This window comes from Dyadobacter subterraneus (assembly GCF_015221875.1).
In the GTDB taxonomy this organism is placed as follows: domain Bacteria; phylum Bacteroidota; class Bacteroidia; order Cytophagales; family Spirosomataceae; genus Dyadobacter; species Dyadobacter subterraneus.
Map to the genome: position 1 here is coordinate 5,599,766 of NZ_JACYGY010000001.1, position 13,937 is coordinate 5,613,702.

Annotated in this window: 7 protein-coding genes; 5 read left to right on the forward strand and 2 right to left on the reverse strand. The window is 40.0% G+C overall.

What is annotated here, in order from left to right:
- Positions 1 to 131: 131 nt before the first annotated feature.
- Together IEE83_RS23455 and IEE83_RS23460 are read right to left on the reverse strand one after the other, a co-directional pair.
- Positions 132 to 671, reverse strand: a complete 540-nt coding sequence (locus IEE83_RS23455; protein ID WP_194122903.1) for a hypothetical protein — start codon at positions 669 to 671, stop codon at positions 132 to 134.
- Positions 672 to 721: 50 nt separating this feature from the next.
- Positions 722 to 2,026 (reverse strand): amidohydrolase, encoded by a 1,305-nt coding sequence (locus IEE83_RS23460; RefSeq protein WP_194122904.1) that lies wholly within the window; start codon positions 2,024 to 2,026, stop codon positions 722 to 724.
- 355 nt (positions 2,027 to 2,381) lie between these two features.
- Between IEE83_RS23460 and IEE83_RS23465 the strand changes: the two genes are divergently transcribed.
- From IEE83_RS23465 to IEE83_RS23485, 5 genes are all read left to right on the forward strand, one after another.
- Positions 2,382 to 5,483: a SusC/RagA family TonB-linked outer membrane protein gene (locus tag IEE83_RS23465; protein ID WP_194122905.1), complete on the forward strand. Its 3,102-nt coding sequence runs from the start codon at positions 2,382 to 2,384 to the stop codon at positions 5,481 to 5,483.
- 24 nt (positions 5,484 to 5,507) lie between these two features.
- Positions 5,508 to 6,890, forward strand: coding sequence for a SusD/RagB family nutrient-binding outer membrane lipoprotein (locus IEE83_RS23470; protein ID WP_194122906.1), 1,383 nt, complete (start codon positions 5,508 to 5,510; stop codon positions 6,888 to 6,890).
- Positions 6,891 to 7,804: 914 nt separating this feature from the next.
- Positions 7,805 to 10,975 carry a SusC/RagA family TonB-linked outer membrane protein gene (locus tag IEE83_RS23475; RefSeq protein WP_194122907.1) on the forward strand — a complete coding sequence of 1,057 codons (3,171 nt, stop codon included), beginning with the start codon at positions 7,805 to 7,807 and terminating at the stop codon, positions 10,973 to 10,975.
- A 38-nt stretch (positions 10,976 to 11,013) separates the two neighbouring features.
- Positions 11,014 to 12,579: a SusD/RagB family nutrient-binding outer membrane lipoprotein gene (locus IEE83_RS23480; RefSeq protein ID WP_194122908.1), complete on the forward strand. Its 1,566-nt coding sequence runs from the start codon at positions 11,014 to 11,016 to the stop codon at positions 12,577 to 12,579.
- Positions 12,580 to 12,590: 11 nt separating this feature from the next.
- Positions 12,591 to 13,493: a DUF1735 domain-containing protein gene (locus IEE83_RS23485; protein ID WP_194122909.1), complete on the forward strand. Its 903-nt coding sequence runs from the start codon at positions 12,591 to 12,593 to the stop codon at positions 13,491 to 13,493.
- The last annotated feature ends 444 nt before the right edge of the window (positions 13,494 to 13,937 follow it).

Sequence of the window (13,937 nt, forward strand, 5' to 3'; positions counted from 1 at the left end):
TTTTCACAACGAAGTTTGAAGGAATTATTTGACGACAAATTAATAACGTCCAAATCATCAGGAAGAAGAAATGGTAAAGAAAAAATATTTAGACGCCTCAAAAATGCAAACAAATAGAAGCCAGACAACATTTATTCCTCGGCTACTTCTATCAACGATTTGCCCACCATGGAATTGAAATACCATTTCTCGTCATAGATAGATGAGAATAATATTCTGAATTCAACATTTCCTTTATCAATTTCATCCCGTAGTGATTGGGCTCCGGGGCCGGAAAGCTTGATCCAGTTAAATTGTTCACCGGGAGATATCACGCGTCCTTTCCATAAACTGGAAAAAACGCGTGAAGTCGTCGTATCTTTTGCAATTAATGTCCTGATCAGGGCATTTTCATTTTCTACTTTTTTCTTCTTATACCAGATTTCCAGTTTTTCAATTTTTGCTAGTCCGACACCTTTATTACTTACTTCCAGGGTATATTCCGGTGTTTTATCTTCGGAAAAATTAGTAATCGAAACCATCAGATAAGGTAATGCAGCCGCATAATGTTCTATTCTTTGCAGATAAACCTGATAAAAGGTAATACCTATGGCGCAAAAGCTTGAAACAACAGCCAGAATACTTAGAGAAGTTTCCAGACTAAAACGAAATTTTTGGAATCGGGAAGCCATGTCGGTGAATTTCGGACAAAATCAAGATATTAACTCGGTCTGACATTAACTTATTTCTTCGCTTTTTTCTCCATGTAATCTACTGTCAAGCGACTCAAAGATCTAACACCCAATAACATGCCACTATCATCAATAAAGAAATCAGGCGTGTGATGCGCTGATGCGGTCAACGGATCTTTTCCAACCGGCATTCCGCCTAAAAAGAAGAAAAATCCAGGTACTTTTTGTTGAAAGAAGGAGAAATCTTCTGCTCCCGAAGCAGCCGGAACCAGTTTTACATTATCCTTGCCTGCTACATCCTTTAAAGTACCAACCATTTCTTCTGTCAATGGAATATCATTATATGTAACAGGATAAAGAATTCCGATATTAACATCCGCTTTTGCTCCCGCACTTTCGGCAATATTTGTAGCAATTTCTGTAATACGTTTGTGAACTTTCACGTGCATATCTTCGTCAAAAGTCCTGATCGTACCGATCATTTTTACTTGTTCCGGGATAATATTCTGGCGAATTCCACCATTGATTGCTCCAATTGTTACAACCGCCGGCGCTTTGGTGAGATCGAGGTTGCGACTTACGATAGTCTGTAAACCCATTACAATTTGTGAAGAAGTTACAATCGGATCCACACCCGACCATGGATAGGCACCGTGCGTTTGTTTTCCTTTTACATCAATACTGAAAAAATCGACAGCAGCCATTGTGGCACCTGGCTTGTAACCAATTTTACCAACTTCTGTCTGTGAGTTAATGTGAAGACCAAAAATCGCGTCCACCTTTGGATTTTCAAGCACGCCTTCTTTAATCATCAATTTTGCACCGCCTTCTTCACCTTCTGGTGCACCTTCTTCGGCTGGCTGGAAAATAAACTTAACTGTTCCTTTCAAATCACCTTTCATGGAAGCCAAAACCTCGGCAACTCCCATCAAAATGGAAATGTGCGTATCATGGCCACAAGCGTGCATAACGCCAACTTTTTGACCATTGTAATCTGCTGTGACAGTGGATTTAAAAGGTACATCTACTCTTTCTGTGACCGGCAATCCGTCCATATCCGCCCGTAAGGCAACAACCGGACCAGGTTTTCCACCTTTCAGCAGACCTACAACACCCGTATGTCCAACACCCGTCTGCACTTCGATTCCCAGACTTTTCAAATGCGCTGCGATTTTCTCAGCCGTTTTGAATTCACGGTTTCCCAATTCAGGATTCTGGTGAAAATCACGACGCCATTCGATAACTTTTGGTTCAAGCGCTTTTGCTTTCTGATCAATTTTTGTACTAAGCGGAGATTGGGCAAAAGAAGAAAATCCAGCAACCGTTAAGCTGGTTAATAGTAAAAGCCTGCGCATAATAAGAGTGACGTTTATTAATTAGGTAGAAATAATTCTTTATTCAACCAAAGTAATCAGAAATTATGATTTTTTCATTCTGATCTGATTCTAAAAAACCATTGCCCGCGCAGCTTCCTAATAACAATTGATCTTATTTTACTGAATTTTAGATAGCAATATAAATATTCCGTTCACTACCAATTTCCACAGACAGAATAGAATTCGGAAACACCAAACCACATTCTACTTTTAGTATCTACGAGCCAAATCTTATTTTGTAGAAAACATTCTTATAAGTTGCAATAAATAAACTAAATATTATTTTTGTAATAAAAGTTATATTCAACCAAACACATGTCCTAATCGTCAAAGTATGAGGAAGTTTTTATTATCACTATTGGGTATTACACTGCTGCTCAGCAATCAGCTTTATGCCCAGCAAGTCAATGTAACCGGAAAGGTTACAGCAGACGACGGCTCCACTCTGCCGGGAGTCAATATTGCTGTAAAATCATCAACAAATGGTACGACAACCGATGTTCAGGGTAATTATAGCTTGCAAGTAAATCAGGGCGCTACGCTTATATTCAGCTTTATCGGATTTGCGTCTAAAGAGATTGTTGTTGGAAACCAGTCAGTTATTAACGTAACACTTGCTGCCGGCCCCAACCAGTTGAGCGAAGTTGTTGTAACCGCCCTGGGTTCAGTTCGTGAAAAACGATCGCTGGGATATGCCGTTTCAGATTTAAATGGTGACCAGCTTGCAAAATCGGGTGAAGCCAATATCGTCCAAAGTCTTGCAGGTAAAACTGCGGGGGTTATCGTAACCGGTTCATCTGGTTTGCCAGGTGCTTCCAGTAAAATTGTTTTGCGTGGTCCGGCCACTTTTACAGGTGAACAACAGCCACTTATCGTTGTCGACGGAGTTCCCATCAACAATGAGACCGTTACATCTTCGGCTGGTGATTATCCTTTTAATGCTAATTTGAGCGGTGTAAATAACTCAAACCGTGCACTTGACATTAATCCGGATGACATTGAATCGGTAACTATTTTAAAAGGCCCGGCTGCCTCTGCATTGTATGGAGCCCGTGCTGGAAATGGTGCAATCCTTTATACTACCAAAAGAGGAAAAAAACAGAAAGGAATCGGGGTTACTGTTAATTACCGTCTTGAACTTTCGGAAGTCAACAAACTGCCTGACTTGCAGAGAGAATATGCACAGGGAACATCTGGAAATTATATAACAGCTGATCCGGGTCCGGATTTAAGACATGGTACAGATGATGATATTTCTGCCGGAACAGCCAGCAGCTGGGGACCAAAAATTTCCTCTGATCCTTCGTTAAAATCTTACGACAATCCGGGGAATTTCTTCAAAACTGCGGTTTCCCATAACACCAACGTAACACTTTCCGGAGGAAATGATAAATCATCTTTTCGTTTGTCCTTGGGAAATCTTACTCAGAACGGTATTATTCCAAACACGGATTATAAGAGAAATTCGGTTCGTTTGACGGCTGATAGTTATCTGACCGATAATTTCAAAGTGGGTGGAACTGTGAATTATATCAATTCCGGAGGTATCAAATCTCAGAACGGTAGTAACGTGGCAGGAACTATGCTTAGTCTTTTGCGGACACCGGCTTCTTTTGATCTAAGACAATATAAATATGATAACGGTTACAACCGAACGTATTTCTCAGCTTATGACAATCCTTTGTATTCAGCATATGAAAACCCGTTCAGAGATGAAATCAACCGTGTTTTGGGAAACATTTATCTGAATTATCACCTCAACAAATATTTTGATGTGACTTATAAACTTGGGGTTGATTCCTATTCTGATCGTCGCCAGCAGATTTATGCGATTAGTTCTAATGGTGATGACAACTCGGTAGGTTATGGTCAGGTTAATTTTGATAACGTTAACAGCCGCGACATTTACGGGGATTTGATTTTCCGCGGAGAAGTAAAACCGTCTGATAAATTCGGAATTAATTATACCGTTGGACATAACGTTACCTCAGCCAATTTCTATGATAACTTCCAGAGAGGACGAAACCTGACGGTGCAGAATTTTTATAATCTTGGAAATGCCTCTGAACTTTATGCTTCTAATGATACGCAGCGGAAGTTTACCACAGCCGTTTTCGGACAGCTGGATTTTGATTATGCGAGCCAGATCTATGTTTCCCTGACCGGAAGAAATGAGTGGTCTTCAACTTTTGGTAAAAGCAAAAATAATTTCTTTTACCCATCGGCAAACGTTTCCTGGGTTTTTAGTGAATTGTTTAGTTCGGATATCGTAAGTTTTGGAAAACTGCGCTATGCATATTCTGAGGCCGGTATTTCCCCATCAGCGTACAGAAATCAAACCTATTTTGGAAAACCATCTTTTACAGACGGATTTACAAATGGTTTGAGTTTCCCTTACAACGGAGTAAACGGTTATTCATATTATAACCAAATCGTTGGGAATACCAACCTTAAACCGGAGCGGGTTATTGGTAACGAAATCGGATTGAACCTGAAATTTTTGAAACAACGTTTCGATCTTGATCTTACCGTTTATAACCAGAAAACCGAGGATATTTTACTAAACAGACCAACCGCTCCTGCCTCAGGTTTTACAGCAGAATACACAAACTCGGGCCAGCTTCGTAACCGCGGTGTTGAAGTAATGATTTCTGCAAACGCAATAAAAACACCGAATTTCAGCTGGGATATTAGTTTAAACTGGTCGAAAAACGTAAGCAAGGTTTTGAAACTGGCAGAAGGCGTACAGGAATTAAGTCTTGAAAGTGCCTTTACCGGAATTGGCGGTTATGCGATTGTGGGAGAACCGCTTGGTGTTCTTTACGGATCAAAATGGCAGCGTAATGATAAAGGCGATCTTATTATTGGTTCAAATGGAATTCCATTACAGGAAACTGCACAGGGAAATATTGGAAATCCTTATCCAAAATGGCTCAGCAACTTACGCAACAGTTTCACATATAAAGGAATAACATTAACCGCACTTATTGATGTAAGACATGGCGGATCAATCTGGAACGGAACCTATGCGCGTCTGAACCGTATTGGTGTGACCAAAGAATCTGCTGATCGTGAAAGAACTTATGTGATTCCGGGTGTTACTGCCAGCGGAGAACCTAACACAAAAGAAATCACAGCTCTAAGTTATTTCAGCAGTTATGTTGGCGACGGTGGTGCCGCGGCGGAACAATTCGTAGAAAATGTTAACTGGTTCCGCTTGCGTGAAGTTGGTTTGAGCTACCGCTTCAAGTTTAAGAAATATGCCAATTATGTGGATGTTTCTTTCACAAGCCGCAATCTGTACCTGAATACCAATTATAAAGGTGTGGATCCGGAAACGAGCCTTACCGGTGCAGGATCAAACCTTCAGGGCTTTGACTACTTCAACAACCCGGGCAGCAAGTCATACATTTTCGGCGTTAACATCGGATTCTAATTTCCATAAAGCATTTCAATTATTATGAAAAAGATATTATTCACATTTCTCGCCCTGACCGCTGTCGCAACGTCGTGCAAGGATAAATTTGACGAATATGGGGTTAACCCCAACGATCCGGAAACTGTTACCGCGGCTTCGCTGCTTACAGGTGCAGAAGTTTCAACATTTGCAGCCTATGGCGGGCAGCTCGGACGCGTTACGAGTATGCTGGTGCAGCAGACCGCCGGAACTTCGGAAGGATCTCAAACACAAGCCTTTGCAAATTACACAATCACAGAAGCTGACGTTGTCAATGAATGGGCCAATTTGTATAACGGTTCATTAAATAACAGTCTGACGCTGATTAATGATTATGGTGCGGAGAATCCTTATTACGCCGGGATGGCAAAAATTATTACTGCACTGAATCTTGGCGTAGCTACTGATCTCTGGGGTGATGTTCCGTATACCGAAGCCATTAAAGCACTCTCCGGAAATTTCAATCCAAAATATGACAAACAGGAAGACGTAATCAAAAGTATCCAGACATTACTTGATGAAGCAATTACCGCGCTTAGTTCAGCGCCGACGGCCAATAAATTCATTCCCGGATCAGATGATTTAATTTTTGGAGGTGATACCAAAAACTGGATTAATGCGGCTTATATTATCAAAGCGCGTTATGCCAACCGTTTAAGTCAAAGCGATCCTTCCGGAAGTGCTACCAAAGCTTTGGAATATCTTGCCAAAGTAGACCCTACCCTTCCTGATATGAATGCGGTCTTTTTCAATACGGGTAATACATACAATCAATGGTATGACTATTACAACAACCGTACGAATTATCTGAAAATGGGCAAGTTTTTTGTAGATTATCTGGTAACGACAGCAGATCCGCGCCTTCCGTTTTTTGCCACAAAAGATGAGGATGGAAACTACTCCGGAACGCCTGCGGATGACCAGGATCAAACTACAACCTCAGATCCGGGACCGGGAATTGCCTCGGCAGATTCTCCAATCGGACTGGCAACTTATGCAGAAGCCAAGTTTATTGAAGCCGAAGCTCAGTTGAGATTGGGCAAAACGGCAGATGCAGCAACCGCATTCAATGAAGCAGTGGAAGCATCTGTGGAACGTGTAACGGGAAATGCAATTTCCGCAGCTTTTAAAACCAGCACCGCCTCAGAAACTGCCGCAACTTTGACATTGGAAAAACTGATTATGCAAAAATACGTTGCGCTCTTTACACAGATCGAGCCATACAATGATTTCAGAAGAACTGGTTTCCCAAAACTTACAGCAAATCCAAATTCATCGAAACAGCAAATTCCTGTACGCCTGCCGACATCCCAAGATGAGCGCGTGAACAATCCGAATGCCACTGTTGTAGATGATATTTACACGCCGGTTTGGTGGGACAAATAGGATATTTCAAAGTTTTTAACTTCATAGAAGAGTTGCTCAAGATTTTTGGGCAACTCTTCTTTTTTATGGGTTATGAAAATATTTATTAAAGAATTTGATGGTTCGTGTAAAATTTGGTGACATGTGATGATTCCCAAATTAAATTCTGAAATCACTTCCAAAAGGTAACTTCTTTAACATAAAAAGTTACCTTTTGCTCCTTATAGACGATCATTAAACGTATATTATATTAATTTGAAGTATTTTCTTCTATTAGAATGAAATTGGCAATAATAAGATCGTATTTCATTACGATTCGCAATTTTAGCTTCCGCTTTCCCTTTGTGCTTCATTACAAATACGTTCAAACACATAATTTAATAATGTCATTTAAAAATGGTTTCGTTATATTTTTAATGAAATCATAGAATCAAAATTATATTGTAAAACATCCCCTTTAAATGAAAATATTGCAGTGAAAATCATATATAGCCAAAGTAAATTTTGATCTTATCGAAAAAAAACCTTGTTTCACTTGAAACAATACTTACTTTTATATCGTTGAAGTTCCAAAACAAACCTAACTACCTATACTCATAATGTCAAAAATTATACTTTCACCAGAAGGAAGTTTGTGCATGGATGCACAAGTATATTCCAAATTTCGAGAAGCATCAGGCACTCGGTTTCTTTTGAGTATCATCTTTCAGAATAAAATTCAGAGATTTCTCAAACCTTAAATCATCCCCCTAGAAACAAATTTTTAAAGAGAATTACTAAACCGTTTTAGTTTAGTAGACCTGCAATTCGAAAATAACTTTTCGAATTGTCTTATTCCATTATGTCCTGTTTTTCATGTAACCGAATTTAACATCCTGTATTTAAAGTTTGCGATTACCCATAATTTGTATTACCAACCTAACTTATAATTATAAATGAAGAAAGTTTTACTGTGGAGCATCCTCTGGATATGCTCCTGCTCATCTTTGCTATGGGCTCAGGACAGACAGGTTACAGGTACTGTAACGTCTGGGGAAGACGGGTCATATTTGCCCGGTGTAAACGTTGTCTTAAAAGGTACAAGTGTAGGAACTACAACGGATACAAAAGGAAGCTACAAAATCAGTGTACCGAACGGAGGAAGTCTTACTTTTTCCTTTATCGGTTTTAAAACGCAGGATGTTGTTTTGGGTAATAAATCGGTGGTTGACGTAGGTTTGGTTCCCGATTTTCAGCAGTTGGGAGAAGTTGTTATTACCACAGCAGGTGGTTTTCAAACTAAAACCAAAGAATTAGGTACAGCCGCGGCGGTGGTTACCTCCCAGGTTCTTACCGCCGGAAAAGCAGTGAATATTGCAAGTGGTTTGCAAGGTAAAGTAGCCGGTTTTCAGATTAGTGGGACAAGCAGTGGGGTGAATCCGGAATATCGTCTTGTTTTACGTGGACAGCGTTCACTTACCGGTAACAACCAGGCACTTGTGGTTTTGGATAATGTGATTGTTCCTTCCAATGTATTGAGCAATTTGAACCCAAATGACGTTGATCAGGTCGTAATTTTGAATGGTTCCGGAGCTGCTGCACTTTATGGTTCGCAGGCGTCAAATGGTGCTGTTTTGATTACCACCAAAAGAGGTAAAAACGGTAGAACTGAAATTAGCTTATCTCAAACAGTACAGGCTCAGCAAGTTGCATTTTTACCAAAAATCCAGAAAAAATTTGGTGCGGGTGGTAGCGCTTATGGAATCAACGGCGTGGGTTCTCCTACGTATAGCTATTTGGAAAACCAGTCGTATGGGCCCGCATTTGACGGTGTTGTAAGACCAATCGGTTCTCCATTAGAAGATGGAAGCCAGGATTCTACTGCTTACTCCTATAAAAACGGACATGACAAATTCTGGAATGTCGGCCTTACTAGCCAGACTGATTTTTCCCTTACCAGCGGTGATGATAAATCAAGTTTGTATGTATCCGGCCAGTTTGTAAAAACCCAAGGAACAACCCCGGGTGACAAATTCAACCGTGCCAATTTACGTGTGAATGGTTCACGCAAAATTGGTAAAATCGTGAATGTTACATACAGTACTTCTTTTGCTCCAAACCGTTACGATATCACTTCCCAAACAGGAACGATTTATTCAAGTATGTTGAATATGCCGTCGAACGTGGATATAACAAAATATAAAAACTGGCGTACTGACAAGTTTGCCAACCCGAACGGATTTTACAATCCATGGTATCTGAACCCGTATTTTGTAGCTGAAACCAATCGTGAAATCGATAAAAATGATTATCTGACTGGTAACCTTGAAATTAAAATTACTCCAATCAAAGGATTGGATCTGATTGCACGTCAGGGTATTTCAAGCAGATATTTTACAAATAAATACACAAATGAAGGCTTCACTTATACTGACTATGCAAAAAATACCGAGTCAAGCTCGAAATCGGATATTCCTGCATCAGTAACAGAAACAAGCAATAACACTATGCAGCTTTTGACTGACGTGCTGGCGCAGTTCAACAAAACGGTCGGCGTGTTCAACTTCAACCTTATTGCAGGCGGTCAGTTAACTCAAAATGATGCAAAATATTTGACCACCGGAATCAGTGGTCTTGTTGTAAAAGATTTGTATAACCTGAGCAACGGTACTGGTTCACCTTCTTATGCAGAAGCTGATTTCAGAACACGTCAGGTGGGTGCTTACGGAAAATTGACTGTTGGTTTTAAAGACTTCCTTTTCCTGAATGCAACTGGCCGTAATGACTGGGATTCAAGATTGGCAGCAAACAACCGTTCGTTTTTCTATCCATCGGTTGATCTTTCGTTTGTAGCAAGTGAAGCAATTCCTTTGATTCACCAAAGCAAAATCATCAACTATTTGAAAATTCGCGGCGGGTTGTCAAAAGTTGGTCAGGTAAACCTTGGAAATGGTTCAGATCCTAACAATTTCGGTGCTTACCAGCTTCTGCCAACATTCAGCAGTAACACAAGTTATGGTACAGCGAATGGTTTTCCTTACGGAAGCCTGGCCGGTTATTCCCTAAGTAACACGCTGGTATCAAACAACTTGAAACCTGAAATTACAAAAGGTTATGAAGTAGGTTTTGACTTAAATCTTCTTGACGACCGCATTACAACCAACGTTACCTGGTTCGATACAAAAACCGATAATCAAACTGTGACAACGTCTTTGTCCAACAGTACAGGTTTCAGCAATTTGCTTACCAATGTCGGACAAACACAAAGCAAAGGACTTGAATTAAGCCTGCACGTAACTCCGGTAAGAACTGAACACTGGAATGTAACGCTTGGTGGAAATTACACTTACCTGAAAAATACAGTTAATTATATTTCCGCAGATTTGCCAACTCTGACGCTGTCAACTTCTGGTAACGCTATTTCTTCTGCCGTTGCGGGTATGTCTTTCCCGGTAATTATGGGTTATGATTATGAAAGAGATCCACAAGGACGCGTGATCGTTAACTCTTCAACTGGGTTGCCAACACAAACGGAAAACCTTCAGGTTCTTGGAAATGCTACTGCGAAAAACCGTGTAGGTATGGATGCAAACATCAGCTACAAATCACTTCGTCTTTCAGTTTTGTTTGAATACCGTGGCGGATACAAAGTATTCAACGGTATCGGTACAGAAATGGACTGGTCAGGAACGGGTTACAGAACTGCTGTTTATAACCGCGAAAGTTTTGTATTCCCAAATTCTGTGTACCAGGCTGCGGACGGAACTTACGTAGAAAACAAAACAATTACCATTGCTAACGGAAACGGAAATAATGGATTCTGGTCTGACGGTATCAACCGTAATGTTACTTCAAACTACGTTACATCCGGTAATTTCATCAAACTAAGAGAGATTTCTCTTTCTTATTCTCTGCCTTCTTCATTGCTGAGCAAATCGCATTTTATCAAAGATGTTACCATCAGTGCTCAGGGACGGAATTTATTTCTTTGGATGGCAAAAGACAACTTGTATACAGATCCTGAATACAGCAGCGCAGGTGCAGGTAATAACGGTACAGGTCTTAACAGCTTAAACCAGACACCTCCTTCACGCTATTTTGGTGGTACGGTGGCGTTTAAATTTTAACGATCCAATTCAGATCTCGATTTAATAAATTGAAAAAAATGAAAAAAATACATATAGCTACTTTTCTGATTTTATCAGTGCTTGGTACGTCATGTAATGACTATCTGGATGTTAACACCAATACAAACCAGGCTACAACGGTTTCACCTGAACTTGTACTTCCACAGGCAATTGCAGCAACAGCTCAGGTTTTGAACCGATACAATACCTATGGAATGGAAACCGGCGGCTATGGAGCCAATGCGGGTGGATATGGAGGTTTTAATGAATTGGTTACTTACAACTACAACTCTAACAACTTCTCTGATCTTTGGCCAAATACCTATGACAATCTTCAGGATTTTCAATATATCATTGATAATACCGAAGGAAAAGATAGCTACGGTTTTTACAACGCAGCAGCAAAAATCATGAAAGCACATGGTTTTCAGTTACTTGTTGATACTTATGGCAACGTTCCCTACACTGACGCTTTAAAAGGAGCAAATCTTTTGACTCCTAAATATGATGAAGCGGCGGCAATTTACACAGATCTTGCAGCACAGCTTGACATTGCCATTGCTACAATTAATAAAGGAAACGCAGCAAAAGAAGCAGGTACAACCATGATCAATCTTGGTGCGGCGGATGTTCTTTTTAAAGGTGACATGACAAAATGGTTGCAGCTGGCAAATACAATCAAGTTAAGACTTATTGTACGTGCGACGGGTAAAACTACTTTTGCAAATACCGCTTTTGATGTAGCAGGTTTCTTAAAAGAAGATGCATTGATCAACCCTGGATATACAAGAGATGCCAACAGACAAAATCCGCAATGGAATCAGTGGGCATATACTTACACCGGATCAGCTGCTACAAAATCCTGGATCCCGACCAACTTCATTTTGAGTTTTTACGATGGAAGTAAGTTGAAAGATGAAGGAAGAGGAAGTGCTATTTACTACAAATTTCCGGCGACAGGCGTAAACCAGCTTGGTGTTGAAAATAACTCTGTACCATCAAGCCCAACCGGTGGATTCTGGTATTCAGGAACGGACCGCACAGGAACTACCGCGGGTGACGTGCCAGGTACTTTAAAAGGTCCGGATGCAGGTTATCCTGTGATCACAGTTGCTGAAAGTGATTTTCTTCAGGCGGAAGCAGTTGTAAGAGGAATATTGAAAACCGGAGATGCAAAAACGCTTTTTGAAAGTGGAATAAAAGCTTCTTTTGATTATATCTACCAATTACCGGATGGCACGCTTTCAGGTGATGCAGCTGGTGATGCAGCAAAATACATCGCCGATAATCAGTCAACTTATCTTGCAAACTTTACGCTGGCAACAACAGACGCCCGTAAAATCGAAGCGATCATTACCCAGAAATATATAGCGCTGAATTTTGTAAACAGTAATGAAGGCTGGAATGAATATCGCCGGACTGGCTACCCTGCTGTGAGTGGTACAAGTGCACGCGGAACTTTTGCATCAACAGTTTCTCAAAGCCCTCGCCCGGACAGACTGCCTACCAGAATATTGTATCCGGCTTCAGAAGCTTCATTCAATGCAGCTAATTTACCGCAAGGAATCAGTCCTTTCACAACACTTATTTTCTGGGCAAAATAAAAAAGAAACTTATGAAACGATCCATAATAAAATCTATATTTTTTCTGGCAGCGGCATTCAGTCTGACATCATGTCTGGACGGTGATGACCAGAATATTCCAGCTGATTCTTCACAATCAATTCTTGAACTTTTGTATGTACCACCAGGAGGAACTACCATTAATTCAGGATTGACCTACTATGCTGACGCCGCATTAACCTATCCGGCAACGGATGAGGCTGATACTGCTACTTTTGTAGTGTCACTTCAAGGATCAAAGGAATTAAGTAAAGACCTGACTATAAATCTGGTTGTGGATGCAAATGCTGCGAATGATAATTTTGCCAGTGATTCTATTGACTACAAAATAATGCCTGATAGTCTGTTTACCTTGATCAGCAAAACAGCTGTGATCAAGGCTGGGCAACGTTCTGCGGAGTTTAAGGTAATTTTCTACCCGTCCAAAATTAATGCAACTGAAAATTACGCTTTGCCGGTTACTGCGACCAATGACGGAAATATTGACATAAGCTCAAACTTTGGCCATATCTATTTCCATGCTATTGGAAATCCAATTGGTGGAGCTTATTCCTGGAATTATGACCGGTACAACAGCCAAGATAAATCAGGTGCATACAGTGGCTTTCAGGACGCGACTATTTTCTCTCCTGTAAATCCAACTACCGTAAAAGCTGAATCAGGTTATTTGGCAGTACATTATCTAATATCATTTACAAATACAGATGGCATACTATCCGACTTCTCTGCGGTAATTGATCCTGATGACGTAGCCGATATTTTTGCCGCAAATACAGTTACTATTATTACCGCACCTACAATTACTGTAAGTGAAAACAACACCAAGTTTGTTTTAAACTATGTTGTATTTAACGGTACTGCTTATAGAAATATATCAGACACTTTCTACAAATAACAAAAGCAGGATTAAATAAGAGCGGGGGAAGAGACACGAGTCATGTGTCTCTTCCCCCGCTCTTATTTGTAACCTTTATTTGTAATAAGTAAACTTTATAAAATTAAAATTACAGAGATTACTTTTATTCTTAAAAAAATATTACGCTCCAAATATAATTCTGAAAAATGGCTTCAAGTGCGCTTTTTTACCGACTTGTAACCAAACTTAGAAGAACAAATTGTACCATTAAACGTAGATTATAGAAGTTTAATGATTTTGTTAAAATAAAATTAAAAATTGGCAATGTTTGAAGCCATTTTTTGGATGATTCGCAATAAGGACTGACAATTATTGATTTACGTATCCTGCTTACCGTTCAGGATATGACGTCATTTTAATTTAACAATATATTAATAATCCTATTTTATCAGGGATCTGAATGACTGAAAACACAATTGCAAT